General features: G+C 65.0%; 24 protein-coding genes and 2 pseudogenes. 14 read left to right on the forward strand and 12 right to left on the reverse strand.

The window, feature by feature from the left end:
• Positions 1 to 260 precede the first annotated feature (260 nt).
• From AB3X98_RS04350 to AB3X98_RS04365, 4 genes are all read left to right on the forward strand, one after another.
• Positions 261 to 554, forward strand: a complete 294-nt coding sequence (locus tag AB3X98_RS04350; protein ID WP_368610216.1) for a hypothetical protein — start codon at positions 261 to 263, stop codon at positions 552 to 554.
• Positions 555 to 652: 98 nt separating this feature from the next.
• Complete coding sequence (locus AB3X98_RS04355) at positions 653 to 2,131, forward strand: carbohydrate porin (RefSeq protein WP_368602667.1); 1,479 nt, start codon at positions 653 to 655, stop codon at positions 2,129 to 2,131.
• A gap of 202 nt (positions 2,132 to 2,333) precedes the next feature.
• The gene (locus AB3X98_RS04360) at positions 2,334 to 2,849 is read left to right on the forward strand and encodes a hypothetical protein (protein WP_069263240.1); all 516 of its coding nucleotides are present in this window, start codon (positions 2,334 to 2,336) and stop codon (positions 2,847 to 2,849) included.
• A 162-nt stretch (positions 2,850 to 3,011) separates the two neighbouring features.
• Positions 3,012 to 3,209 carry a hypothetical protein gene (locus AB3X98_RS04365; RefSeq protein ID WP_141710627.1) on the forward strand — a complete coding sequence of 66 codons (198 nt, stop codon included), beginning with the start codon at positions 3,012 to 3,014 and terminating at the stop codon, positions 3,207 to 3,209.
• A gap of 7 nt (positions 3,210 to 3,216) precedes the next feature.
• On the opposite strand, the gene AB3X98_RS04370 is transcribed toward AB3X98_RS04365, so the two are convergent.
• The 4 genes from AB3X98_RS04370 to AB3X98_RS04385 form a co-directional block, all read right to left on the reverse strand.
• A complete protein-coding gene (locus AB3X98_RS04370; protein WP_368602666.1) occupies positions 3,217 to 4,230 on the reverse strand; it encodes a hypothetical protein in 1,014 nt (337 codons plus the stop codon).
• 130 nt (positions 4,231 to 4,360) lie between these two features.
• Entirely contained in the window at positions 4,361 to 4,948 is a 588-nt protein-coding gene (locus tag AB3X98_RS04375; RefSeq protein ID WP_368602665.1) for a LysR family transcriptional regulator, read from the reverse strand.
• 181 nt (positions 4,949 to 5,129) lie between these two features.
• Complete coding sequence (locus tag AB3X98_RS04380) at positions 5,130 to 5,948, reverse strand: sulfotransferase (RefSeq protein WP_368602664.1); 819 nt, start codon at positions 5,946 to 5,948, stop codon at positions 5,130 to 5,132.
• A gap of 357 nt (positions 5,949 to 6,305) precedes the next feature.
• A complete protein-coding gene (locus AB3X98_RS04385; protein ID WP_368602663.1) occupies positions 6,306 to 6,695 on the reverse strand; it encodes an ester cyclase in 390 nt (129 codons plus the stop codon).
• Between the two features lie 253 nt (positions 6,696 to 6,948).
• Here AB3X98_RS04385 and AB3X98_RS04390 point away from each other — a divergent pair, with 253 nt between their 5' ends.
• Positions 6,949 to 7,347 carry a GNAT family N-acetyltransferase gene (locus tag AB3X98_RS04390; RefSeq protein WP_368610217.1) on the forward strand — a complete coding sequence of 133 codons (399 nt, stop codon included), beginning with the start codon at positions 6,949 to 6,951 and terminating at the stop codon, positions 7,345 to 7,347.
• 114 nt (positions 7,348 to 7,461) lie between these two features.
• Positions 7,462 to 8,811, forward strand: coding sequence for a cation:proton antiporter (locus tag AB3X98_RS04395; protein WP_368602661.1), 1,350 nt, complete (start codon positions 7,462 to 7,464; stop codon positions 8,809 to 8,811).
• Positions 8,812 to 8,872: 61 nt separating this feature from the next.
• Here the strand turns inward: AB3X98_RS04395 and AB3X98_RS04400 are convergent, their stop codons facing one another.
• Genes AB3X98_RS04400 through AB3X98_RS04410 form a run of 3 tightly spaced genes read right to left on the reverse strand, consistent with a single transcriptional unit; the run spans position 8,873 to position 9,973 of the window.
• Positions 8,873 to 9,304, reverse strand: coding sequence for a CBS domain-containing protein (locus AB3X98_RS04400; protein ID WP_368602660.1), 432 nt, complete (start codon positions 9,302 to 9,304; stop codon positions 8,873 to 8,875).
• Between the two features lie 33 nt (positions 9,305 to 9,337).
• Positions 9,338 to 9,520 carry a hypothetical protein gene (locus tag AB3X98_RS04405; RefSeq protein WP_069263253.1) on the reverse strand — a complete coding sequence of 61 codons (183 nt, stop codon included), beginning with the start codon at positions 9,518 to 9,520 and terminating at the stop codon, positions 9,338 to 9,340.
• A gap of 51 nt (positions 9,521 to 9,571) precedes the next feature.
• Positions 9,572 to 9,973, reverse strand: coding sequence for a BON domain-containing protein (locus AB3X98_RS04410; RefSeq protein ID WP_342948671.1), 402 nt, complete (start codon positions 9,971 to 9,973; stop codon positions 9,572 to 9,574).
• A gap of 154 nt (positions 9,974 to 10,127) precedes the next feature.
• On the opposite strand from AB3X98_RS04410, the gene AB3X98_RS04415 reads away from it, so the two are divergent.
• The 3 genes from AB3X98_RS04415 (at position 10,128) to AB3X98_RS04425 (ending at position 11,717) form a co-directional block, all read left to right on the forward strand.
• The gene (locus AB3X98_RS04415) at positions 10,128 to 10,289 is read left to right on the forward strand and encodes a DUF1328 domain-containing protein (RefSeq protein ID WP_042267338.1); all 162 of its coding nucleotides are present in this window, start codon (positions 10,128 to 10,130) and stop codon (positions 10,287 to 10,289) included.
• Between the two features lie 72 nt (positions 10,290 to 10,361).
• A complete protein-coding gene (locus tag AB3X98_RS04420) occupies positions 10,362 to 11,381 on the forward strand; it encodes a chemotaxis protein CheB (protein WP_342948672.1) in 1,020 nt (339 codons plus the stop codon).
• Between the two features lie 48 nt (positions 11,382 to 11,429).
• The gene (locus AB3X98_RS04425) at positions 11,430 to 11,717 is read left to right on the forward strand and encodes a DUF1488 domain-containing protein (RefSeq protein ID WP_324157344.1); all 288 of its coding nucleotides are present in this window, start codon (positions 11,430 to 11,432) and stop codon (positions 11,715 to 11,717) included.
• A 9-nt stretch (positions 11,718 to 11,726) separates the two neighbouring features.
• Here the strand turns inward: AB3X98_RS04425 and tkt are convergent, their stop codons facing one another.
• Positions 11,727 to 13,844: a transketolase gene (gene tkt / locus AB3X98_RS04430; protein ID WP_368602659.1), complete on the reverse strand. Its 2,118-nt coding sequence runs from the start codon at positions 13,842 to 13,844 to the stop codon at positions 11,727 to 11,729.
• A gap of 180 nt (positions 13,845 to 14,024) precedes the next feature.
• Here tkt and AB3X98_RS04435 point away from each other — a divergent pair, with 180 nt between their 5' ends.
• From AB3X98_RS04435 to treA, 4 genes and pseudogenes are all read left to right on the forward strand, one after another.
• On the forward strand, positions 14,025 to 15,050 hold the full coding sequence (locus tag AB3X98_RS04435; protein ID WP_368602658.1) for an SDR family oxidoreductase: 1,026 nt from the start codon (positions 14,025 to 14,027) through the stop codon (positions 15,048 to 15,050).
• Between the two features lie 148 nt (positions 15,051 to 15,198).
• Positions 15,199 to 15,306: pseudogene (locus tag AB3X98_RS04440) on the forward strand (SDR family oxidoreductase); the annotation flags it as partial.
• 73 nt (positions 15,307 to 15,379) lie between these two features.
• Positions 15,380 to 15,680 (forward strand): annotated as a pseudogene (locus tag AB3X98_RS04445) (chemotaxis protein).
• Between the two features lie 306 nt (positions 15,681 to 15,986).
• Positions 15,987 to 17,681: an alpha,alpha-trehalase TreA gene (gene treA / locus AB3X98_RS04450; protein ID WP_368602657.1), complete on the forward strand. Its 1,695-nt coding sequence runs from the start codon at positions 15,987 to 15,989 to the stop codon at positions 17,679 to 17,681.
• A 28-nt stretch (positions 17,682 to 17,709) separates the two neighbouring features.
• Here the strand turns inward: treA and AB3X98_RS04455 are convergent, their stop codons facing one another.
• Entirely contained in the window at positions 17,710 to 18,006 is a 297-nt protein-coding gene (locus tag AB3X98_RS04455) for a hypothetical protein (protein WP_368602656.1), read from the reverse strand.
• A 203-nt stretch (positions 18,007 to 18,209) separates the two neighbouring features.
• On the opposite strand from AB3X98_RS04455, the gene AB3X98_RS04460 reads away from it, so the two are divergent.
• Positions 18,210 to 19,109 carry a TauD/TfdA dioxygenase family protein gene (locus AB3X98_RS04460; protein ID WP_368602655.1) on the forward strand — a complete coding sequence of 300 codons (900 nt, stop codon included), beginning with the start codon at positions 18,210 to 18,212 and terminating at the stop codon, positions 19,107 to 19,109.
• 116 nt (positions 19,110 to 19,225) lie between these two features.
• Here the strand turns inward: AB3X98_RS04460 and AB3X98_RS04465 are convergent, their stop codons facing one another.
• The 3 genes from AB3X98_RS04465 to AB3X98_RS04475 form a co-directional block, all read right to left on the reverse strand.
• Positions 19,226 to 21,358 carry a phosphocholine-specific phospholipase C gene (locus tag AB3X98_RS04465; RefSeq protein WP_368602654.1) on the reverse strand — a complete coding sequence of 711 codons (2,133 nt, stop codon included), beginning with the start codon at positions 21,356 to 21,358 and terminating at the stop codon, positions 19,226 to 19,228.
• A 149-nt stretch (positions 21,359 to 21,507) separates the two neighbouring features.
• Positions 21,508 to 21,780 carry a hypothetical protein gene (locus AB3X98_RS04470; RefSeq protein WP_368602653.1) on the reverse strand — a complete coding sequence of 91 codons (273 nt, stop codon included), beginning with the start codon at positions 21,778 to 21,780 and terminating at the stop codon, positions 21,508 to 21,510.
• A gap of 11 nt (positions 21,781 to 21,791) precedes the next feature.
• A complete protein-coding gene (locus tag AB3X98_RS04475) occupies positions 21,792 to 23,852 on the reverse strand; it encodes a LamG-like jellyroll fold domain-containing protein (protein WP_368602652.1) in 2,061 nt (686 codons plus the stop codon).
• Between the last annotated feature and the right edge of the window lie 32 nt (positions 23,853 to 23,884).

Here is a 23,884-nt window from a genome sequence, read left to right on the forward strand (position 1 = left end):
CACTCCTTCGCCGCTAACTCGCTTACGCCGGGTTAGCGCGCTTCGTTACTGACTGGTCTCAGTCGCCTTCGCGACCAGTCTGCCAGCAGCACGCTCCCTCTTGTCGATTGCCATTTGCAAGCTTGCTTGCAGGAATGGCTGCGCTTTCGCATTTCGTCCGCTTTTGAAGCGGTCAACGCGGGGGGATGATGTTCGTCTTTCTCTTTCCTGTTTTTCAGCTGCGCGCGTTGCGGGCTGTCTGCCGTCGCGCACGGGCTCTGATGGCCGCAGCGGCGCTCGCCTGCCTGCACGGCTTCGCTTTCGCGGCTGCGGTTCGCGCCACGCCCGCCGGCGCGCGCCGCCGTTCGTTGCACCTCGCACGCCGCGTCGCGCATGTGGCGGCGCGCGGCGCGCTGCGCACCGTTCACGCGGGGCATCCGCTCACGCCCACGGGTTACGTGCTTCTCGGCGCGACCGTAGCCGCAGCCGCACTGGTTTCGCTGCTGTGCGCGTCCGCTTGCGCCTGCACCTCCGAGCCGGAGCGTCCTTTATGGCGGCATTCGGGCTTCGCGTAGAAAACCTGCGCGCCGGACACAGTTTCATCAAGCTTCGCAGGCACGCTCTGCGTTGAATAGCGGCCTCGTCCGCAACTTACTACAGCCCCACAAATACTATGAAAAACATCCTCAAGAGCAGGCTGCTCGGTTCTGGCGCACCTATTACACTGAGCGCGGTTCTCTCGCTGGGCGTCGTGCCCGCCGCCTTTGCGCAGACCAGCAGCGATAATGCGTCCGCCCAACCGGCTCCGCCTGCAGCTGCTTCGTCATCGGGTGCAGCGGATCAGCAACAAGCGCCCGCTGCCGATCAGAACGCTGCCGCGCCCACGGGCCTTTGGGAACGCTCGAATCTCTTCGGCGACATGGGCGGCTTGCGGCCCTGGCTCGCCCAGTACGGCTTGTCGTTCGGCCTGCAGGAAACCAGCGAGTACATGGGCAACGTGAGCGGCGGAACGAGTCGCGGCGGCGCCTATCAAGGTGTCACTGAGTTCAGCCTCGGCATGGACACGCAAAAAGCGTTCGGCTTGCCTGGCGGCATCTTCAATGTGTCCGGCTTCCAGATTCACGGCACGAGCCTGACTTCGCGCAATCTGCAAACGCTGCAGAACGCGAGCGGCATCGAGGCCGATGCCTCGACCCGCCTGTGGGAATTGTGGTACCAGCAGACGTTGCCCGGCGGCAAGGTCGACGTGAAGGTCGGTCAGCAAAGCCTCGACCAGGAGTTCATGGTCAGCCAGTATGCAAATACGTTCATGAACGCGACGTTCGGCTGGTCGGTGGTGCCGTCCGTCGATCTGCCAGCGGGCGGCCCTGCGTATCCGCTTTCGTCGCTCGGCGTGCGCGTGCGTGCTACGCCTACGGACGCGATCACCGTGCTCGGCGGCGTATTCGACGGCAACCCGGCGCCGGGCGATGGCGACCCGCAAAAGCTCAACGCGAGCGGCACGAATTTCAACCTGGGCAATGGCGCGCTGGTGATCGGCGAAATTCAATACGCAATCAATCAGCCGCCCGCCAATAATTCGGATCCCAAACCAGGTGGCATGCCCGGTACCTACAAGCTTGGCTTCTGGTACAACAGCAACCGCTTCGCCGATCCGGCAACGGGCGTGACGGGCGTGGGCGGCCCGGTCAGCCATCGTGGCAACTACAGCATTTATGCCGTGGCGGACCAGATGGTGTGGCGTCCGAGCGCCGATAGTCCGCAGTCGGTGGGCGTGTTCGCGCGCGTGATGGGCGCGCCCGGCGACCGCAACCTGGTGGACCTCGGGATCAACGCGGGCGTGACGCTCAAGGCGCCGTTCAAGGGACGCGACAACGACGTGGCCGGCCTGGCCGTTGGCTACGCGCACATCGGCTCGCATGCGCAGGACTACGCGAGCGCCCAGGCGGTCTCGACGCCCGGCTACCCGTCGCGCGGCGCGGAGACAGTTCTGGAAGCGACTTACCAGTATCAGATCGCGCCATGGTGGCAATTGCAGGCGGATTTTCAGTACTTCTTCCGCCCGGCCGGCGGTATTCCGGACCCGCAGAACGCGTCGCGGCGTATTGGCGACGAGGCGGTGTTCGGCGTGCGTACGACAGTCGCGTTCTGATTGGAAGACGCCGCTCCTGCCGCTGGCTTGGCGGCGGCAGGAGCATGCAGGACGACGAGGCGTTGCGTGGTCTGCCCGAAAATCTGAGCGAAAGACGAGGGAAGACCCCGATTGGTCGTACTTGCGATTGAACTAGACTCCAGGGGCAAGTGCTGCGCAGCTATTCGATGCGGCACCAGTTTCCAGACGCAGATTTCGTTCCATGAAGCATCCGATCCAGGGATGGCTTTTGGGTGTCTCTCTGCTGGCGCTTGCCAGCGTCTCGGCGGCCGAACCCGCCAAGTCGGCGCACACCCAGAAGCCTGTCCAGAAGCACGTCCAAAAGCACGTCCAGAAGGACGCGAGCGGCCACGCCCCGAAACACGCCGTTGCGGCCGCACCGGCGCCGGCGGCGCCATCCGTCTCTTTGCCCGCCATTGCGAAGCGCTTCGAGTACCAGTCGCCGTTTGAACGGCAGTACGACGCGCATCTGGCGAAGACCACCGCTGCAACGCCTGGCACTCCGGATGAGACCGGCGGCGCGGTCGATGCGGCAGGCAACGGGGCGCGCACGCCCGGAGCCCAGGTTGACGGCAACGGGATCCCCAACCAGGCGCTCCATCCGCAAACGCCGCCGCTCGTCACGGTCGGCGACTGGGATCTCTCCGCCGATGCGCATCTTCCGCTGTCGCGCTCGCATGACACCGGGGCGGCGATCAGCGCCCGGCATGGGTTCTAACGCGCGAGCCGAAAATCCCCCGCCACCCGCTTCCTTACCGCCGCGAGGTAATTGGTAAGGCATAGCCGTTGTGACACGTTGCTCCCGGGAATGCGAATGAGGCGAGTCAGTAAGCTGACAACCTCAACTTCCGCAAAAAAAATCCTCCCGGACCCACGCCCCATGTCACAACGACGCCCAACCTGTTCGCGCATTCTGGGTCAGTTCCTGCTCCCCGTGCTGCTCAGCTCGACGCTGATGCTGCAGGGCTGCGCGACCACCGCGGAAAATATTGCCCTGGGTTTTGGTCTCGGCTCGGTCGGTACGATCTCCGCCCTGGGTTGCCTGCTCGCCTGCCAGATGAACGACGCGCGCTGGTAGCCGGCGCTCAGTAATACATCCAGCGCCCATACTGCGGCGACCAGTACACCCAGCGTGCCGGCGGTTGCTGGTACTGCGCGCCCCACGGTGCGGGTGGCGGGTAATAAGCGGGCCGGGGTTGAGCGTACACGGGCTGCTGCTGCGGGTATTGCTGCTGGGCGTATTGCTGCGCATATACCGGTTGCTGCTGCGCGTAGGCGGGCGGCTGCGCGTAGGCCGGCCGCTGCTGCGCATACGCCGGCTGCTGGGCATAGCCATACGGCTGGGGCGGCGGCGCGTATTGCTGGGCCTGCGGCGGGACTTGCTGCTGGACCCGTGGCTGCGCCGGTTGGTAGTAGGGCTGGGCGTAACCCTGGCCTTGCGTCGAGTAGATTTGCGCGGAGCGCGGCCGCTCCGGTTCGTCGACGGTTTCGTCGCTCGCCAGCGACTCCGGCGGCGCGACGTCGTTCTGCGCGGGCGGCGCGGCCGCAACGGGGCGATGGTTCGCACTCGCCTGCGCGTAGGCGTGCGGCTGCGGCTGCGGTTGCCGGGCGGCCGCAGCCGGCGCTGCGTTGGCTGCGTGCGCGACGGTGGCGCGCGCGTTCGTCTGCTCGGGCGCCGCCGCTGCGGCCGGAGCCGCGGCGGTGGAGTCCTGGACGTCTTGCGCCTCTTGACTCTCTCCCGCGCTGTGTTCGCTTTGCGCGCCTTGCCCATCCGCGAGCGGCTTGACCACGACCGGTACGGTCATGACCGTCGAGACCTCGCCCGCGTCGCTATACGTATGCTTGATGTCGAGGATAGGTTTCTGCGCCGCCGCGCCGGCGGCCTTCTTCGCGGGCGCTGCAGCAGGCGCCGCAGCGGGAGCCGCCGCCTGCGCCATCTCCTCCCTGGCTGCCTTGTAACCCCGGTCATAGGCTGCCTGGACTTCGCGGTCCTGCGCCGTGGCGTCTTCCTCCTTGCTATAGGCGTGAGACGCTGCCGATATTGCGCAGCCCGTTGCAAGCAATGCAATGGCCGTCGCGTGCCGTGCGGTCGTGTCCATGGAGGGACCTCTAATTCTGTTCTTTGATGATCTCATCGTACTACGCGGCTGATGACATTCAAGCGGCGGAAAACCCCCTGGGTATGCAGACGAACGCAAGCGCTTACCCCGCCGACGCTTGCGCCAGCAATCACTGCCGGAATGCGGCCACGCGGCTCTGCTTGACGTCGGTCGTGCGGCACGAAAGGAAATGCGTTTCGCGTAAAACGCGCGTGAAGCGGTCGGCGCCGACCTCCACCAGATCGCCGCGCGCAAGCTCGCGCTCGGCGAGGCGCGTGCTTTCGAGCACGATGCCCATGCCGTCGGCCGCCGCCGAAATCGCCAGCGCCGCGCGATCGAACAACGGGCGCGGCCGGTCGGTCAACGGCAGACCGTTCGCGGCGAACCGGTCGCGCCAGGTCACGCGGCTCGATGGGCTGTCGATCAGCGTGGCCTCCTGCATCAACGCTTCCACCGAGCTTGCGCTCGTAAGCAACGCGGGCGAGCACATCGGCACGCGGCTCTGGCTGTCGAGGAGGCGCAGCGCCTCCGGGGTCGGATCGATGCGGCGATTGCGCCGGATGAAGAGCGGCCGCCCGAAATACGCCTCGAGCTCCTTGACCTGATGGCTGATTGCCGACGGCGTGAGATGGAGTTCGCGTGCCGCGAGCGCGAAGCTCTGGAGCCGTGCCGCGGCTTCAAAGGCGCGCGGCAGCACGAAATACGGAACTTTGCGCATGGGGCCCGGACTCTTCTGAACGGTGGGCTTGGGAAATCGCTTCCAGGCCTGCCATCACGAATCGCGCGTAGTCCAAAACAATTGCGTCACGTTTGGTGCAAGCGGCGGCCAGAACCGCCGCTTGCACTCGCCTCGGGATGCCAGGCGAAACCGCGCATGCCAGGCGCTGCTTGCGCGCAAGTTATCGGGATTCCGAAAGAGTTGCCGATGCGCAATAGCCGAGCTGCGTCGCCGCCTTTTCGGCGAGTGCGAGGAGCGCGTTGTCCGTCGTTGGCGTGGGCGGCACGACGTAGAGATCGGCGATATCGGTCACCGGATCGCTGAACGGCGTTGGGGCGCTGCGCTGGGCGTGCAGAAAATCGCGTATTGGCGCAGGGTCCGCGAGGCCCAGAAAACGGCTGATGCTCGCGATCGTCGTATCCGCATCCTCGATGAGATTGCGATAGCCGATCGTCAGCGTCTGCTCCTTCGGGATTTCGGCGAAAAAGTCGATGATCTCGCTCACGTACTGGCCCCAGACGCGCACGCCGTCGTTGACGGACCCGATCCAGTGCTTGCGCACCAGAGAATTGGCAACCCAGCCAGGATCGCGATGAAGATGGATGAAGCGCGCGTTGGGCAGCAACTCGTGGATGAGCCTCAGGCACGATCCGGAGCGCGGCAAGCGCTCGATTGCGCCGGTGCGCCCGGAAAGAATCGTCGGATCGGCGTAAGGGGGATGCTTGTCGCCCCAGATCGGTGCCGACATGTCGAGGTCTTCACGATAGAAGCGCTCGACCCAGGCGCCGAGCGTGCGCCGGCTATAAGCGTTGAAGCGGTCGCGGCAGGCCGCGCCAAGAAGATCGGGGCGCTGGCTGTCCACATCCAGCATTTCCTTGACCAGCGCGAAAATACGGCATTCGTTGGTGAGCTGGATGTGCGGGTGCGCATTGAGAACCGAGCAGAGGAACGTCGTTCCCGAGCGGGGTGCGCCGACAATGAATAGCGGAAAAGAATGCATTCTGCCTCACCTCTGTTGCGTCCTGCGCCATGGCTTCGTTTGCATCGATCTTACCTGCCGACGCTGGCGCGAAACTGACGCCGCGATGGCCAGGGTGACAAAGCGGTTATGCCAGCCGGGCTACCGGGCAGCGTGAGAGCTAGCGCCGGGAAGGTTGATTGCGTCCACAACGAAGCCCGCATCGGCGAGCACTTCGCCAAGGTCATGGGGAAGAAAGAACTGCGGATACGAGGAGTCCGAATGCGCAGCACTTTCCGCACTGCAAGGTGAGTCATCCTGATTTCCTGCCGCGTGCGCGGCTGCGCAACTGGTCACGCTGCCCGAAAACCACGGCAATCGTCACTGCAAGCCGGTTTCTCATGACAGTTGCGCCTCGATTGCAGACTTGTCGATGACCGACCAGACCTGTGCGATTTTCCCGTCGCGCCAGGCGTAGAAGACATTTTCCGAAAACACGATGCGCCGCCCGTCGACAGGCAAGCCCAGAAAGACTTGTCGAGGCGTGCAATCAAAACGTAATCGGGTGGCAACGAGCGGCGGCTCGACGGCAAGCAGTTCGATTTCGAAGCGCAAATCGGGAATGTCGTGAACGTCCCGTTCCAGCATGGCGCGATATCCCGCGAGGCCAAGCGGGCGTTCGTTGTGAATCGCGTCCTGAGCGACGAATTCCCCGAGAGAAGCCCAATCGCGCCGGTTCAGGCAGTCGATGTAGCGCCGGTAAAGGGTGCTCAGTTGCTGTGCGTCCAATACGGTCTCCTGATCGGATGACGAAGCATACGCGATGGTAGACGAAAGCGGCATGAGGGGCCTCGAACGCGCCGTATGGGCATGCGAACCGTGCGCGCCCGGTCTCCCGCGCCCTGGCACCCTCCTTGCGCATCCTGGATGCGACGAGATCGGGAGGGCATGAGCAATGAAAGACATATCGGCACTCGCAGTGGTGCGAAGAGAGAACGCGTGCACGCTCGATGCACGCATTCTGCTCGACGAGATGAGCGCCATGCTGGCGCTCTACCGGGGGGACAGCGTGCAGTCGCAGTTCTACCTGGGCGACCTGGGTTCGGCGCGCAGCGCCTTTGTCATGGCGCGCACCATGGATGGCCTCGCGATCGGCTGCGGCGCGCTGTGCCGCTTCTCGTTCGAGGTGGCCGAATTCCAGTGCCTCTACCGTCGGCCCGAATGGCCTGGAACCGGCACGGCGATTCTTCGTTTTCTCGAGACGGTGGCGGCCGGGGCGGGCTATCGGCGCGTCATTCTTCAGGCGCGCGAAGCCAACCGGCGCGCGATCGCGTTTTATCAACGGCACGGTTACGAGCGGGCTGAGCCGTTCGCGGATTGTGCCGGTTCGAGCGACGTGCGGTGCTTCGCGAAGGCGCTCCCGCTCCGCGCGGACGAATGACGCTGCCCCTCCGCCCGCGCGACGGGAGGCACAGAGATTGCGGGAACGAGGGGTTGGGGCGCGGGCTGCGGCCCGCGCACCGCCGCAACTATCGACGAGGAGGGACGTCTTTCGATGCCGGAGGAAGCACTGTGGTTTTTGCTGATCGGCGTGCTGCTGATGTTCGTGGCGCTCGCGCGCGGCCCGATCGCGCGTCTACCGCTCACGGGCGCGATGATCTATCTGGCCGTGGGCGTGGTCGTCGGACCCGGTGTGCTCGGGCTCGTGCATGCCGACCTTGCGCAGAACGTGCGCACGCTCACCGTCGTGGCAGAAGCCGGGCTCGTGATTTCGCTGTTTTCGGTCGGCATGCACCTGCGCGTGCGGCTACGCGACCGCCTCTGGCATTTGCCGCTGCGCCTGGGCGTGCTGGCCATGGCGCTCAGTGTCGCGCTGATGTACGCGTTCGGCGTGGCGTTGGGTGCGGCCACCGGCGTGGCCCTGTTTCTTGCCGCGGCGCTCGCGCCGACCGACCCGGTGCTCGCCAACGAGCTGCGCGTTCATGAGGCCGGCGACGCCGAGCCCGTGCGATTCGCGCTCTCGGGCGAGGGCGGCCTCAACGACGGCGCGGCGATGCCGTTTGCGCTGCTCGGCCTCGCGTTGTGCGGCGTGCATGGTGTCGGCACGCAGAACGCGGCGGCATTCGCCGGGTGGGTGGCGTGGGGCATCGCGGGTGCGCTCCTCGTGGGTGCCGTGCTGGCTACGCTGTGCGTGCGCATCGTGTTCCATCTGCGTACTCGATATGGCGAAGCGGTGGGCCTCGACGGCTTCATCGCGATCGGGTTGATGTCAGTGACCTACGGCGTGGCGCTGCTGCTGCATGCGTACGCGTTCGTGGCCGTATTCGCGGCGGGCGTGGCGCTGCGCCACGAGGAACTGCGCGCAACGGGCGAGCGCCGCCCGGCAGAAGCGCTCGAAAGCGTGCAACTCGGCGAGCGCACCGAGGTCGCGAAAGACCCGCAGCGCGCGCATGCCTGGCTCGCCGAAGGCATGACGGGGTTCACACTGGAAATCGAGCGGCTGGCCGAGTTCTCGGTACTGCTGATCATTGGTTGTGTGATTTCGGCGCATTGGCGCGAGATGCTCGATCTGCGCCCCGTGCTGTGCGCACTCGTGCTGGTATTCGTTGCGCGGCCCCTGGCCGTGTTCGCGGCAATGGCGGGTTCGCACGCGGACGCGCCGCAGCGCGTGCTGATGGCGTGGATGGGCATACGCGGCGTGGGTGCGTTCTACTACGCGGTGTGGGGTATCGACGAGGCCGGCGACGTGTTGCGGCCCGTGCTGCCCGCGGCACTCGACGCGATCGTGCTGTCCGTTGTGCTGCACGGCGCGACGGCGGGCTACGTGCTCGAACGCTATTACCGGCGCCAGGAAGCGCTCGCAGCAGCGGAGCGCGGCGTGCGCGCGAGGCAAGCGTACGACTAGCCGGCGGCTGGAGCGGCACGCATCGATGTAGACCCGGGTCGTGCCGCATCCAGCCCGATGGTTACGGCACGCGCCGCTGAGAAATGTCTTCGAGCGTATTGGCGATGCGCTCGCGCTGCGCGCCGTCGCAGCGCGTGGCGATGTCGCCGAGTGAGAGCGTGCCGACCAGCTCGCGTTCGTGGTTCACCACCGGCAGCCTGCGCACCTGCGCCTCCGCCATGCGGCGCTGAACGACGTTCACGTCTTCGTCCTCGTAGCACCACTGGACGCTCGAGGTGGCCACGTGCGAGACCGTTTCCTCGCCCGTGCAACCTTGGGCAAGCCCGCGCATGGCGAGGTCGCGGTCGGTCACCATGCCGACGATCTGCTCGCCGTCGCATACCGGCAGCGCGCCGATGTCATGGTCGCGCATGAGCTCTGCGGCGTGCCGGATTGTCGTATCTGGCGCGATATGGACGACCTCGCGTGACATCACTTCGCGAACCTGGGTCATTGTCTTCTCCTTTCGTGGTTGCCGTGTCTTTTCTCATGCAAATTGCGCCGCGCGCTCGAACCGCTCGGGCGGCACGTGCGGCGGCGGATCGCCTTCGGGCAGCGTGGGCGGCGGGCGGTCGTCCGGTTGCGGCGGCAGCGGCGGGCGTTGCGGGTCGTCCAGCGGATCGGGCGGCGGCAAATGAAACGACGTCATGCAGGCGTACGGCATCGGCATGAATAACTCCTGTGGAGAGGCCATGGCGGTTGGAGGTGAGACACTTGCGCGCTACTGCGGTTTGGACACTTTCAGCTCGTTCGTTACGTAGACCACGCCGTCGAGGCCGTGGACCACGCTTTCGGCCTTGTCGCGCTGCGCCTCGTCGGGGACGGTGCCCGTGAGCGTGACGGCGCCGCGCTGGGTGGTGACGTGCACGTCGCTGGAGTTCACGCCGTCTGCGGCCATCAGCGCGGCCTTTGCGTGGGCGGTGATGAACGTATCGCTTGCCTCGCCGCCGTAACCCGGATTGCCCCCCGCGAGATTGTGCGGCGGCAACTGATTGGGCCGCGCGGCGTGCTGAGACTCGCCGCTGCCCGCCTGTGGGCTACTCTGGGAAAGCGCTAACTGCGTGCCGAGCACGGCACAGAGGCCGACGAGGCCCGCGCGCAAGGCGCATTGCAACGGGTACATGGCAGCCTCCTTCACTTTGAGAGCTACAACTTGCCTGCCGCAACAGGCGTGCCGCAGCACTCAGCGCGTCCCGAGACACGCATCGCTCTCGCAAAAGCCGGTTCGGGCACAGCCGGTGCGCATAGGCGGGGAGACCTTTTCAAAGGAGCCGGCAATGCTTTACTACGCGATCGTTTTCTTCGTGATAGCCATCATCGCGGCTGTGTTCGGGTTTGGCGGGATTGCGGCGGGCGCCGCGAGCATCGCCAAGATTCTGTTCGTCATCTTCGTGATTCTCTTTCTGGCGAGCTTGCTATTTGGCATCACGAGGCGATAAACATTCCCCGGCGGCGGTCAAGGCGCCACTTCGCCTGGGCATGCATGATGCGCGCGCCGGGGAGAAAGCGGCATGGAACCGTTGAAAATCGTGGTCATAGCCGCTTCGCGCGACGGTTTTTCTGCGCTGCGTACGCTTGCGGCCGGGCTCCCTGGCGACTTGCCGGCCGCCGTGTGCGTGGTTTTGCATATTGGCCGCCACAAAAGTACGCTGCCCGAACTGATGTCGCGCAGCGGTCCGCTGCCAGCCGCCCACGCCGCCGATGGCGAAGTGATGCAGGCGGGCCGGATTTACGTGGCGCCGCCCGACCGGCATCTGATCGTCGAGAAAGGGCGCCTTCGGCTCTCCGATGGCGCAGCCGAGAACTTCTCGCGGCCCGCCGCCGATCCCTTGTTTCGCAGCGCCGCCATGGCGTACGGCAGCAAGGTGGTCGGCGTCGTGCTGAGCGGCGATCTCGACGATGGCTCAGCGGGCCTCGCAGCGATTCGCGCGTGTGGCGGCGCGTGTCTCGTGCAGGATCCGCAGGAATGCGAAGCGTCGTCCATGCCTGCAGCGGCCCTGCGCGCGGTAGACGGCGCGGCGACGGTGGCCGGCATTCAGGACATGGCTGCCGCGATCGGCGACGCCGTGCGTGCGGCGCCATTGGCTACCCTGGCTAAGGAGCGTGCCATGAAAGCGGGCTCGCAAACTGAAGAAGAGGCGCGTGTGGCCGCGCGCGGGTTCGTTTCGCCCGAAGAACTCGACAACGTCGGCGAGCGCACGGCCCTCACATGCCCCGCGTGCGGCGGTACGCTCTGGCAGATAAAGAACGCGCGTCCACACCGTTACCGTTGTCATACGGGTCACGCGTTTTCGGAGATGTCGCTGGAGGAGGGCATCGTCAGTCACGTGGAGCGCGCACTGTGGACCGCGGCGCGCTCCGTCAGGGAGCACCTGGTGTACGCCCGCGCACGCAAGGACTGGGCTCAGCGTTCCGGCGACAGCGACTTCCTCGTAGTCGAAAGCGCGCGCGTGGCGAGGGCGCAGGAACTCGAAGCCATCATGCTTGAAGCGCTACGCGCGGTGGCGCGTACATCCGGCGTGAGCGGCTAGGACGCGTCGAGCAGATTGGTCGGCAAGCAATTCAGGAGTCCATCGATCATGAACATCACCTTTCCCGAAGGACCGGTCGAGTACGACACGGAGGAGCTTGCGCTAACCTTTGTTGCCGTGGCGGATTCCGTCCCTGTGGACTGTGCCATTACGGCCGAAGCGCTGGAAGACCGCTTCGGCGCGAGATCGCTGCGCGAGCCCGATCTGCGCCAGGCATTTCACCGCAACCGCGACGCAATCGAAGCGGCGGCCGCCCGCCTCATCGAAGAGACGGACGGCAAGCCCGTGATGCTGCACAGCGGCTATTTGCGCATGTACGGCACCGGCAGGCACTGACTACTCGTACTACTCGCTCGCGCCAGCCTTGCAGCGCGCAATCTGCTTCTTCGCCTCTTCGACCACGCGCTCCGGCGTGAAGCCGAATTTGGTCTTCAGCGCCTTGAGCGGCGCGGAGGCGCCGAACGTGTGCATCACGATCTGCGAGCCGAAGCGGCCGACGTAGCGGTCCCAGCCGAGCGTCGCCGCCTGCTCCACGGCCACGCGTGCATGGATGTGCGCAGGCAGCACCGACTCGCGGTACGCCTCGTCCTCCAGTTCGAACACGTCCCATGACGGCATTGAGACCACGCGCGCTGCGATGCCCTCCTGGTTCAGCGTCTCATAGGCGGCAATGCAAAGCGAAACTTCGCTGCCCGTGGCGAGCAGCAGGACTTCGGGCTGCTTGCCGTCGGGTGCGTCGGCTAGCACGTATGCGCCGCGCCGCACGCCTTCCGCGCTCGCATATTTTTTGCGGTCGACGGTGGGCAGCGGCTGGCGCGACAAGACCAGGCAGGCCGGTTCGCGCGAACGTGCGAGCGCTACGCGCCAGGACTCGGCGACTTCGTTGGCGTCGGCGGGGCGCAGCGTGAGCAGGCCCGGCACAGCGCGCAGCGAGGCGAGCTGTTCGATCGGCTGGTGCGTGGGCCCGTCTTCGCCGAGGCCGATCGAATCGTGCGTGAACACGAAAACGACGGGCAGCTCCATGATTGCGGCGAGCCGGATCGGCGGCTTCATGTAGTCGCTGAAAATCAGGAACGTCGACGCGAAAGGCCGTAAGCCCGAAAGCGCGAGGCCATTGGAGACCGCGCCCATGCCATGTTCGCGAATGCCGAAGTGCAGGTTGCGGCCGTCGTAGTGATCGCGCTCGAAGCTGCCCGCGCCTTCGAACTTGAGATTGGTTTTGGTCGAGGGCGCGAGGTCGGCGGCGCCGCCGATCATCCACGGCACGCGTTGCGCAATGGCGTTGAGCACCTTGCCCGACGACTCGCGCGTGGCCATGCCCTTTTCGTCGGCCTCGAAGGTGGGAATATCGGCGTCCCAGCCGTCGGGCAGCTTGCCATCGAGCATCAAGCTCAGTTCCTTCGCTAGCTCGGGGTAGCGCTTCGCGTAGTCGTCGTAGCGTTGCTTCCATGCTTCGTGCTCTGCCTTGCCACGCGCGCCCATGCCTTGCGCGAAACGTTCGTACACGCCATCGGGTACGAGGAAATGCGCGTCCTCGGGCCAGCCGTACGCGCGCTTGGCGAGGCGCACCTCGTCCTCGCCCAGCGCCTCGCCGTGCGCCGCCGCCGTGTCCTGCCGGTTCGGCGCGCCCCAGCCGATGATGCTCTTCACCACGATGAGCGTCGGCTTGCCGGTCACGGCCTGCGCTTTTTCGATGGCGGCTTCGATGGCATTCGTGTCGTTCGCGTCGTCCACGTGCAGCGTGTTCCAGTGGTAGCCGCGAAAGCGCGCTTCGACATCGTCGCTATAGGCGAGGTCGGTATGGCCCTCGATCGTGATGCGGTTGCTATCGTAGAACCAGATCAAATTCGACAGACCCAGATGGCCCGCGAGCGAAGCCGCTTCATGCGAGACGCCTTCCATCATGTCGCCGTCGCCGCACACCGTGTAGACGCGGTAGTCGAAGATCCTGGCGTCCGGGCGATTGAAGTGCTGCTCGAGCCAGCGCCCGGCCATGGCCATGCCCACGCTGTTGCCGAGCCCCTGGCCGAGCGGCCCGGTGGTCGTCTCGATACCTGTCGTCATGCGATATTCCGGGTGCCCCGGCGTCACGCTGTCGATCTGGCGGAAGTGTTTGATATCGTCGAGCGAGACCGCGGGCTTGCCCGTGAGCTTGCCATTCTCATCGAGGGCCTGCACGCCCGCGAGGTGCAGCAGCGAGTACAGCAGCATTGAAGCGTGGCCGTTCGAGAGCACGAAGCGGTCGCGATTGGGCCATAGCGGCGCGGCAGGGTCGTAACGCAGATGATGCTGCCAGATCTGGTACGCAAGCGGCGCGAGCGCCATGGGCGTGCCGGGGTGGCCGGAATTGGCCTTTTGCACGGCGTCCATCGACAGGGTTCGGATCGTGTCGATGACGAGGCGGTCGAGATCGGATGGGTCGGCTTTCGTGGGCCTGGCATTCGACGATGAGTTCGATGACATGAGCGGGGACTCCTCGGCAGGGGCGCACTGCAACCGGGCGACAGCGCGCGAAGGGATGGACGCGCAAACGCGGTGCCAGCCAACGCATGGCGGTTTGCACCGTACTCTGGATCGCGTCTGGAACCGATGGGCATAGCCTTTGCGGATTGAGACTACTCCTCTTTCCGATTACCGGCCCCGATGCGCACCACATCACAACGCAAAATTGCTCTCATCACCGGTGCGGGCGCGGGCGTGGGCCGCGCCGCTGCGCAAGCGTTCGCGCGAGCGGGCTACGACGTCGCGCTGCTGTCGCGCGAACCCGAACGGCTCGCGCGGGCCGCTGCGCAATTACAGGCAGCCTACAGTGTGCGCGCGCTCGCGGTGCCCACCGACGTCGCCGACGCACAAGCCGTCGAAGCAGCCGCGGCGCGGGTCGAGCGCGAACTGGGCGACATCGACGTCTGGGTGAACGTCGCCATGGCGACCGTTTTTGCGCCGCTCTCGTCGATCTCGCCGCACGACTTCGAGCGTGCGACCCAGGTGACGTATCTCGGCCAGGTGTACGGCACGATGGCGGCGCTCGCGCGCATGCGCACGCGCAATCGCGGCGCGATAGTCAACGTGGGGTCGGCGCTCGCCTCGCGCGCAATCCCGCTGCAATCTGCGTATTGCGGCGCGAAGTTCGCGGTGCGCGGCTTTACCGACGCCGTGCGATCGGAGCTGATTCACGATGGCCTCGACGTGCACATCTCGCTGGTCGATCTGCCCGCCATCAACACCCCGCAGTTCGACTGGGCAGCCAACCGTACCGGGCAGGAGGCGCGGCCCGTTGCGCCCGTGTATGAGCCCGAAGTCGCCGCGCGCGCCATTCTGTTTGCTGCGCAACATCGGCGGCGCACGCTCTGGCTGGGCTGGTCCACGGTGCGCGCGATCATCGCCGACCTGATCGCGCCGGGACTGCTCGACCGCTATCTCGCGCATGCAGGGTATCGCGGACAATTGACGGGCCACCCGCGCGCGCCCGACGTGCCCGACAACCTGCATGCACCCGTGCCGGGCGAGATCGGCGCGCACGGCCGCTTCGACCGTGAAGCGCGCAATGGCGGCGCGCCGCTCTTCACCGAACGCCATGTGCATGCGTTGATGGGCGGTGTGGCGATGGGTGTCTTTGGCGTGGCGATGGCATTCGCACGTTTGCGCAGGCAGGCGCGCTCACGCAGGTAATCGTTTCGCTGGCGCACGCTTGCCGCTCACGTTCGGCACGCAGGATGCGCATGCGCGCTGGTGCACCTCACCGACGTACGCGACGGCGCATCGGTGCAAGTGCTCATCGACGCTACGGTCGCGCGTTTCGGGCGCTTCGACGTGCTATATCGCGGGCGTAATCGTGTTTCTCGCGAGCGAAGACGCGCGCTTCATCACCGGTGCGAATATTCCCGTGGATGGCGGGTCGAGCGCTTCGAACGGGCAGCCGCGGCAGGCGCGAGGGCGCGCTTTGCAAGGCACGCGTTCTGCGCGCGTCGTAGTCGCATCGACAATACAAGGAGCCTGCCATGAACAGCACGCTGGACCCCGACAACGATCTTCCCGACTCCATGCCGCCGGGGCACGACACGGGCTCGCTGGGCCCGGGCGATATCCGATTCCGGCAGCGACACCCAGGGCGCGAAGCGCCACGAATTCGACCGCGACACGGAACTCGACAATCATGCGCTCGAAGCGGGCGAAGACGAAGCGCAGAGCGACACCGATAGGGCGGGCACGGGCGAACGCGCCGCGGCAGACGGCGACGAATCGCTGGAACCCGACGGCGACGTGCATCCGGATCGCATCGACGATCTGGGCGATGTTTAAACAGGTGGGCGCCCGCGATATTGCTGTCGTGCCAGGCGCCCGCATTTCTACCACATGTGTCGCCGCAGCACGGCCACTGTTACCGATGCGCCGTGTCCTTTCCGCCAGATCGGCGGCATAAATTTCCGCACTTTCACTCACTATCACGCCGCAGTTGATTCGGTGTGCGAAGTCATGCGATGCTCTCGTTGCCCGGGACCCGGCGATGCCATTGCGCATCCAGCCGGACCCGCACGCCGCAAACAAACGGCGTGAACGGGCCGGTGCGAGGAGACCAGCGAAGTGCCCCAACACCAAGGAGGCAACATGAGCACGCAGCTGCAGTCTCGCATCCACGCCGCATCGCCAAACGATGCGCATCGCATTCAAGCCAGCTTACAGTCACTCCCGCCCCGAAAGTCGCCGCAGCGTTCCCGCACTGCGATCAGCGCGGCCAGTATCGCGACGCTTTTGCTCGCCTGTGCAAACTGTTTTGCCGACACCCAGGTAGGCGCGCCGCTGCCGCCTGCGCCCGATATTCTGTACGGCGATCTGTTCGTGGCGGTGCAGACCGCTCAGATCTTCTCCGACCAGAAGACCTTCGTCGATTCGACGCCGAACACGGACCCCGCAACCATCGTTCAGCTCTACGAAACGCAGAAGAACCAACCCGGCTTCTCGTTGCAGAATTTCGTAAATCAATACTTCACGCCGCCGCCGGACCAGAGCATCACGCCGCCTGCGGGGCAGACCCTGCGCCAGCATATCGACTGGCTCTGGACCGGGCTCACGCGCACGACCACGTCGGCGCCCGACAACAGCTCGCTCGTGCCGCTGCCGAAGCCCTATGTCGTGCCGGGCGGGCGCTTCCGGGAGGGCTATTATTGGGACACGTACTTCACGATGCTCGGACTTCAGGAGTCGGGCCATGAAGATCTCGTCGACGACATGCTCGACAACTTCGCGTACATGATCAACACCTTCGGCCATATCCCGAACGGCAATCGCACCTATTATCTGAGCCGCTCGCAACCGCCGTTCTATTCGTACATGGTGGAACTCGCCGCGCAAAAGGAAGGCAACAGCGTGTACCAGAAGTACCTGCCCGCGCTGCGTAAGGAGTACGCGTACTGGATGCAGGGTGCGAGCAGCACGCCGCGTGGGCAAGCCACGCGCAATGTGGTCGTGCTGCGCGACGGCACGGTGCTCAACCGTTACTGGGACGAACTCGACACGCCGCGCGACGAGTCGTATATCGAAGACGTCCAGACCGCGCAGCAGGCCACGGGCCGCCCCGCCAACGCGGTCTACCGCGACCTGCGCGCCACCGCCGAAAGCGGCTGGGACTTCAGCTCTCGCTGGTTCGGCGACAACCAGAACCTCTGGACGGTGCGCACCACGTCGATCATTCCGGTCGACCTGAACAGCCTCCTGTTCCATCTGGAAACGACGATCGTGCGCGCCTGCACAGTCGCGCGCGATTTCGGCTGTGTGGGGCAGTTCGCCGGCTACGCCGCGCGCCGCGCCGAGGGCATCAACCGTTACCTCTGGAACAACAAGGGCTACTACGGCGACTACGACTGGCAACTCGGCAAATCGCGCGACAACCAGACACCGGCGATGATGTATCCGCTGATGGCGGGCGTGGCGTGGCCCGAGCGCGCGAAGAAGACGGCGCAGACGATGCAGAACGTGCTGCTCCAGCAGGGCGGCCTCGCCACGTCGACCTACAACACCGGCCAGCAATGGGATGCGCCGAACGGCTGGGCGCCGCTGCACTGGATCGCCATCCAGGGCCTCAAGCAATACGGGCGCAGCGATCTCGCGCAGCCAGTCGGTACGCGTTTTCTTGCCGACGTCGAGAACGTCTATAACACGCAGCAAAAGCTCGTCGAGAAATATATCGTCGAGGGCGCAGGTGAAGGCGGCGGCGGGGGCGGCGAATACCCGTTGCAGGACGGCTTTGGCTGGACCAACGGCGTGACGCTGATGCTGCTCGATATGTACGGGGGCGGTCAGTAAGTGTGAGAGCGGACCGCTTCCGGCGAGGCTACGTAGCGGTCCGTTTTAGTTTCGTTCCAGGCAATGTGATCGGAAGTCCGAAGTCCTGTCTTTCGCCGGCAGAGAACTGCGTGATTTGCCGCTGTGCGCAAAGTGCGAGCGGCGGCGCTCCGGTTCCAATGCGCGTGAGCGACATCTGCGGGAGGTACTTTTTGCCCACGAAGAAGAGACCGGTCAGGGGGTCGTCTTCTTGCGGATCGATCCGATCGGGGCGCGAGTCCAGATCGAACAGTCGCCTGACGCACGGCAGAAGCTGCCCCACGACCGGCATCAGCGACATCGGCAAGGTGACTTCGAGCGCGTAGCGGATTCTGGCCAGATTTGGACATAAGTATTCGGGCCCTGAGCGCCGGTCTGCGACTTGTGCAGCCGTATGTCTTAACAGCGCCTTTATGACTCGAACGGATTAACGTATCGGATTTGCTTCGTTGTCAGCCGGTGGCCGGATCACGTAGATTGAAGCTGTTGCTTACCTGAAAGGCATGCTGCGTGACTACCACCGCGACATTTACCGCCTCTGCGGCGTCGAACGCGTCCCACCGCTTCGACATTCTTCCCTTGAGTGCACCGCTCGGCGCGGAAGTGGTCGGCCTCGATCTCGCAGAGCCGCTGTCGCGCGAAGATTTCGCGCGCATTCATCGCGCGCACCTCGATCACCATGTGTTGGTGTTTCGCGACCAACGCATCACGCCGGAGCAGCAGGTCGAATTCAGCCGCCGCTTCGGGCCGTTGCAGATCCACGTGCTGCATCAGTTCGCGCTGGCGGGCCACCCGGAGGTGCTGATCGTCTCGAACATCGTGGAGAACGGCAAGCCCATCGGCCTTGGCGACGCGGGACACTTCTGGCATTCCGATCTTTCGTACAAGGAGAAGCCGAGCCTCGGCTCGCTGCTGCATGCACAGGAGCTGCCAACAGAGGGCGGCGACACGCTGTTCGCCAACATGCATCTCGCATGGGACACGCTGCCTGCGCATTTGCGCAGCGCCGTCGAGGGGCGACGCGCCGAGCATACCTATCTCGCGCGCTATGCGGAACTCCAGGCGCGCAGCCCGTGGCGGCCGAACCTGACAGCGGAACAGATCGCGCAGGTCAAGCCCGTTGTCCATCCCGTCGTGCGTACGCACCCGGAAACGGGCCGCAAGGCGCTGTTCGTGAGCGAGCACTTCACGACGCGCATCGTCGATCTACCGGAAGACGAAAGCCGCGCGCTACTCGACGCGCTGTTCGCACACAGCGTGCGCGCGGAGCATTGCTACCGGCACGAATGGCGCGAGCACGATCTCGTGTTCTGGGACAACCGCTCGCTCATGCACCTCGCGGCGGGCACGCCCGATCATCTGCGCCGTAAGCTCTATCGCACCACTATCGAAGGCGACACGCCGTTTTGACGCGCCAGGTACAGCACAGAAGAATAGCGAATCCATCGTATGTCGTGGGTGCCGGGCTCGCTCGAACGGCCGCGCTATGCGCAGCGGCCCGCCTCTGCACGAACCACGCGGCACATTTAGCTCCCCATTGCGGGATCGCTGACACTGTCCGCCCCCGTTTCGACCCGCCCTGCAAATCGGCGGGTTACGCCGTTCTCGGCGGCGAGCGTAAAGTCATACCAGCCATTCGATGACGTCACCGACCAGTACGGCTCGACCTGCATGCCTGGCGGAACCGCGTAGGTCCACGGACCATCGCTCCGGTAAGCGTTCGATGTGACAGTCGTATTGGTGGCGACGCTGCCTGTGTTCATGATGGTCAGATAAACGGCGTTGTTGCCCGTGTCATAGCATACGCGAACCTCAGGATTGGGCCCGCTTTTCGCTTTGGTAACGTTGCCGGTGAACTGGCGGTGCAGGCCGTTCGGGCCGAGCACCCAAAGATCATAGGCGCCCGCATCCGCAGCGGCTGGCGTCCAGATATCCGAAAGCTCCTTGCCGGCTTCCACCGTGTAGCGGTGAGGTGGTTTGTCGAGATGCAGCTTGTCGTAGACGTGAAAGACAGCGCCCGCGCTGCCAGTGTTGCTGAAGATGAGCCACACGTTGCCGTTCTTCGTGTCGACATTGGCGCTGGTGTGCAGCTGGTACGGCAGGGCACGCGACGGACGCGCCATTAGCGACTGCTTTGGCATCGTCTGGCTCGCGACCGAAGGCACCGGCACCGCGCCGAGCGCGCTTTGCTGCGCACTCTGGGCATCGGCGGCGGATTTGGTCGGTGCGGGGAGCGGCGCGACGGCCGTATCGTTTGGATTACTGAAGTTGAAGCAGGAGGTCAGGTCGCCGAATACTGTGCGACGCCACGGGCTGATGTTCGTTTCGCGCACGCCGAATCGCTGTTCGAGGAAGCGCAGCACCGAGGTATGGTCGAAGACCTGAGAGTTGACGAAGCCGCCCGTGCTCCACGGCGACACGACGAACATCGGCACCCGCGGGCCGGGTCCGTATGGCTGGCCGTCCGGTGCGAGCGGTGAAGAGTCGCCCGGCGGATTGGGAAGGGTGAAATATTCGTATTGCGTCGTGACCGTCGACTTGCCGGCATAAGTGCCGTTGCCATTCGGGGAAGGCGGGTTGGGCGCAGGCATATGGTCGAAGAAGCAGTCGTTCTCGTCGTAGTTCACGAAGAGCACGGTCTTGCTCCAGACATCGGGATTTGCCGTGAGCGTGTCGAGCAGTAACTGGAGGTAGTAAGCGCCCTGGCCTGGGGTTGACGATCCAGGGTGCTCGCTATACGCCCCCGGCGAAACGATCCAACTCACCTGCGGCATTTGTCCCGCAGCGATGTCGTTGGCGAGGGCCTGCAGGAATCCGCCATCGGGCATCGTGTTGCCGATGCCCTTATAGAGCGGCGAAAGCGCCTCCATTGCCGGTGTATAGGGTGCGTTCGGCGAACCGGAAATGGTTTCGTTGACCTTGCGAAACGCTGCGAAGCCAGCGAGCGGGTTGTCACCATAGTTATCGGGCTGGTTCTCGTAGACCTTCCAGCTCACCCCCGCGGCTTGCAGACGCTCAGCGTAGGTGGTCCAGGTCAGGCCCGTCGCCGACGGGCCGAGGCCGTCCCATCCATTGTTGTTGACGACCGCATAGTTAGAGCCGGTGGGACCGTTCGTGCCGGTCCACATGAAGATGCGGTTCGAGTTGGTGCCGCCGTGCAGCGAGCAGTGGTACGCGTCGCAGATCGTGAAGGCGTTCGCGAGGGCGAAGTGAAAGGGGAGGTCGGCGGACTGCAGATAGCCCATCGATACGTCGCCCTTCGATTTCGGCCATTGCGTCATGCGGCCGTTATCCCAGGCGCTGTGCGTGTCGGTCCACGAATGCGCGCCACCCGCAAGCAGCGCATTGCCTTTGGTGCTGTCCAGATAGAACGGTAGCACGGTGCGGCTGCCGTCGTTCTGCTGCCAGACAGTAGAGCCGCCCGGCTGTGGGATCGTGAAGCGGTCGGCGAAGCCGCGCACGCCAGGTAGCGTGCCGAAATAATGATCGAAAGAGCGGTTCTCCTGCATGAAGATCACGACGTGCTGCACGTCGTTGATCGTGCCGGTCGTGTTATTCGCGGGAATGGCGAGCGCGCGCCGGATGGCGGGCGGGAACACGCTGAACGTCGCGCCGGCCGCCGCGGCGCGCAGGAATTGACGGCGATCCAATGAAGTCATGATGTGGTGGGTTTTCTTCTACGTTGTCTTCGCGCGTAGCCGCGCGATACGAGGGCCGAACCGGGGGGCACGAACAGGCGCTTTGCGTGCAGCGCGAACCGTGCGTCGGGCCTGCGCTGGGCACGCCTTGCGCGCGGTTCGCGTGACGTTCATGGCGCGCAGTTCAACTGCGTGTTGAGCAGCGGCTGCGAGGCGGCCACGCCAAGGGCCGCGTAGCTGCCCGAGGCGGGCGCCGCCACGATCGCGACCGGCGCGCTTGCGCCACCCGCACCCGCAGCCGCAGCCGCTCGCGCGGAAGACCCGCCGTTCGAACCGGGGCCGCAGGCCGCGAGCAGCGTGCACAGCATTCCGGTGAGCAGCGCACCTGCGCTGCGGTGCAGGTGCTGTACGCCGTGCATTGCGGGAAAGCTATTCGCATTCATCGAGGAGTCTCTTACGGGAGAAGGGTGGAGAGCGGCTTGCCCGAAGCGAAGACCGTCTTTAGTTCAGCCTCAGTGACGGTGCGGTTCCAGAGCGCGAGGTCGCTGAACGACTGCACATCCGGGGGCGTAGCCGCGCACTTGCCAGGCGTGTAGGGCGGGGTGTCCTTGCACGCGTTCATGTAGTACTGGCCTGTGCCGTCCTCGTTGAGGCCGAAAGCGCCGAGGCCCGGCAGCTTCGACGCGGTCACCGTGACCGAGGCCGTGTACTTCTCTTCGCCGAGCACGGGATCAAACACGTAGCCCGTCATGGTCTTGCCGACCGTGTCGATTGCGAATGCTACGTAGGCCCACTTGTTCGCGGTGATGGTCGCAGCGTTCATGTCGTTGCGCGTTGTCCCGTCGCCGATATTGAAGCGCACGTTACAACTCGTGCCCGAACCCGGGAACAGCGCGATCGTGATACCGGGGTTGCCCCCCGAGTAGTAGTTTTTGTTCGAGAAGATTGGCGTGCCGTTGCCCGTGAGATTCTGGCAAGACGTCATGACCCAGAAGCCCATTGTGAACTGCGGCTGTTTCGTCACGTCGTTGTTCTGCACGAGCTTGTAGCCGTCGTACCCATTCGTGTCGACAACGTTCGTATCCACCTTGAGACCCTGGCCGCCAAACGGATCTGGCGTAAGCGAGCCGCCGTTCGCATCCGCCGCCCAGGGGCCGAGCGTGCTGGCCGCCATCTTGTCGGCGGCTGGCAGCGCGCCGAATGCATAGTATGTCGAGAGGCCGTTGGTCAGCGTCGTCGCGAGAGCGGGCGGCGGGGGCGGGGGCGGAGGGGGTGCCACATACTCGATCTGGATCAGCGACGCGAGCGGCGCATTGCCCGCGGCCACCACGTAGTTGAACGTATAGGCGCCGGTCGTGCTGACGCCGAGCTGGCTGTCTGTGTACGTCGTCGTGCCTGCAGGGAGCGTGGCGATCTGCTGGCCGTTGCGTAGCACCGAGATCGCGCCGCTCGAAGGCGGGGTCCAACTGAGCACCGTACTCGCATTGTCGCTGCCGGTGACACCGATGAGCTGCGACACCGGCTGCTGGCCGACCAGTTCGCCGCCATCGAGTGCATACGTCACCGCGCTCGGCAGCGCACCCCAATAGGCGAGCAGCGTGGGCGTGATGTCTGCAATGCTGGCGCGGGTATATAGGTCCGCGAGCGAGGTGGGGGCGGCCGGATTGGTGAGGCGCCCGTTGGGTTGCTGGTTGATGCCGATGAAGCTCGTCGACTCCGGCGCGAGGGGGAGGGCGTCGGTGCCACCCGCGGCATTGAGGCCGTGGCTGGTTGTCACGAGCACGAGCCAATTCTCCCCGCTGCGTTGCGACACGTCGCCGACGAGCGTGCCGACGGCACTGTCGAGTTGCGCGAGCGTGGCTGAATAATTCGACGAGTTGAGGCCCCAGTTGAGAGCGGCGTCTTCGGCGGAGTGATACTGGGCGACGACGAGCGAGTAGCCGTTGTCGATCATGCTCTTGCCTTGAGTCGTCACGCAGCTGTCGACTGAGGCGCAGTTGACCACGGTGTCGATGTAGCCGGCGTTCTGGTCGGGCGTCAGGATCGAGGCGAAACCAGGCGAATCGACGGCTGCACCCAACTTGCCCGCACCCGCGGACTTCAATATTGAGAATACGGTGGGCGCGTGCAGCGCCTGTTTTGGCGCGTCGGATTCGATCTGATGGCGGTCGGCCCAGGAGCCGGTCACGATCGTGGCCCAGCCGGGCATATCGAGATTCGGTTGCTGGCTGAGCGTGCTGTTCACGCCGCCACTATAGGCAGGCGCAATGCTCAGCTTCGCGAGGTTCGGCAGAGTGCCGCCCGCGATGCCTGCAGTGAGGGCGCTATAGGTTACGCCATCGAGCTCGATCACGAGCATCTTGTTGAGAGTGCTGCTGGCTGTGCCCGATGATCCGACCGCCGCGTCGCCTGAGAAGGTCCGGTTTGCCGCCGATTGCGTGCCCCCACCGCAACCGCCGAGCGCGGTGACGAGTGCGAGACCACATGCGGCGTATACGAATGCCTGTCTTGTCATGGTTATCCCCCTGCAAAGATTCGCCGGTGTAT

This window comes from Paraburkholderia sp. BR14312, assembly GCF_040948675.1.
In the GTDB taxonomy this organism is placed as follows: Bacteria; Pseudomonadota; Gammaproteobacteria; order Burkholderiales; family Burkholderiaceae; genus Paraburkholderia; species Paraburkholderia nodosa_A.

What these genes read in the sequence shown, in the direction of transcription:
- AB3X98_RS04470 (WP_368602653.1), bottom strand. Translation starts at nt 21,780, where the DNA reads ATGAATGCGAATAGCTTTCCCGCAATGCACGGCGTACAGCACCTGCAC.
- AB3X98_RS04475 (WP_368602652.1), bottom strand. Translation starts at nt 23,852, where the DNA reads ATGACAAGACAGGCATTCGTATACGCCGCATGTGGTCTCGCACTCGTC.
- AB3X98_RS04415 (WP_042267338.1), top strand. Translation starts at nt 10,128, where the DNA reads ATGCTTTACTACGCGATCGTTTTCTTCGTGATAGCCATCATCGCGGCT.
- AB3X98_RS04350 (WP_368610216.1), top strand. Translation starts at nt 261, where the DNA reads ATGGCCGCAGCGGCGCTCGCCTGCCTGCACGGCTTCGCTTTCGCGGCT.
- AB3X98_RS04375 (WP_368602665.1), bottom strand. Translation starts at nt 4,948, where the DNA reads ATGCGCAAAGTTCCGTATTTCGTGCTGCCGCGCGCCTTTGAAGCCGCG.
- tkt (WP_368602659.1), bottom strand. Translation starts at nt 13,844, where the DNA reads ATGTCATCGAACTCATCGTCGAATGCCAGGCCCACGAAAGCCGACCCA.
- AB3X98_RS04380 (WP_368602664.1), bottom strand. Translation starts at nt 5,948, where the DNA reads ATGCATTCTTTTCCGCTATTCATTGTCGGCGCACCCCGCTCGGGAACG.
- AB3X98_RS04355 (WP_368602667.1), top strand. Translation starts at nt 653, where the DNA reads ATGAAAAACATCCTCAAGAGCAGGCTGCTCGGTTCTGGCGCACCTATT.
- AB3X98_RS04395 (WP_368602661.1), top strand. Translation starts at nt 7,462, where the DNA reads ATGCCGGAGGAAGCACTGTGGTTTTTGCTGATCGGCGTGCTGCTGATG.
- AB3X98_RS04365 (WP_141710627.1), top strand. Translation starts at nt 3,012, where the DNA reads ATGTCACAACGACGCCCAACCTGTTCGCGCATTCTGGGTCAGTTCCTG.
- AB3X98_RS04435 (WP_368602658.1), top strand. Translation starts at nt 14,025, where the DNA reads ATGCGCACCACATCACAACGCAAAATTGCTCTCATCACCGGTGCGGGC.
- AB3X98_RS04360 (WP_069263240.1), top strand. Translation starts at nt 2,334, where the DNA reads ATGAAGCATCCGATCCAGGGATGGCTTTTGGGTGTCTCTCTGCTGGCG.
- AB3X98_RS04465 (WP_368602654.1), bottom strand. Translation starts at nt 21,358, where the DNA reads ATGACTTCATTGGATCGCCGTCAATTCCTGCGCGCCGCGGCGGCCGGC.
- AB3X98_RS04420 (WP_342948672.1), top strand. Translation starts at nt 10,362, where the DNA reads ATGGAACCGTTGAAAATCGTGGTCATAGCCGCTTCGCGCGACGGTTTT.
- AB3X98_RS04410 (WP_342948671.1), bottom strand. Translation starts at nt 9,973, where the DNA reads ATGTACCCGTTGCAATGCGCCTTGCGCGCGGGCCTCGTCGGCCTCTGT.
- AB3X98_RS04425 (WP_324157344.1), top strand. Translation starts at nt 11,430, where the DNA reads ATGAACATCACCTTTCCCGAAGGACCGGTCGAGTACGACACGGAGGAG.
- AB3X98_RS04400 (WP_368602660.1), bottom strand. Translation starts at nt 9,304, where the DNA reads ATGACCCAGGTTCGCGAAGTGATGTCACGCGAGGTCGTCCATATCGCG.
- treA (WP_368602657.1), top strand. Translation starts at nt 15,987, where the DNA reads ATGAGCACGCAGCTGCAGTCTCGCATCCACGCCGCATCGCCAAACGAT.
- AB3X98_RS04405 (WP_069263253.1), bottom strand. Translation starts at nt 9,520, where the DNA reads ATGCCGATGCCGTACGCCTGCATGACGTCGTTTCATTTGCCGCCGCCC.
- AB3X98_RS04390 (WP_368610217.1), top strand. Translation starts at nt 6,949, where the DNA reads ATGCTGGCGCTCTACCGGGGGGACAGCGTGCAGTCGCAGTTCTACCTG.
- AB3X98_RS04370 (WP_368602666.1), bottom strand. Translation starts at nt 4,230, where the DNA reads ATGGACACGACCGCACGGCACGCGACGGCCATTGCATTGCTTGCAACG.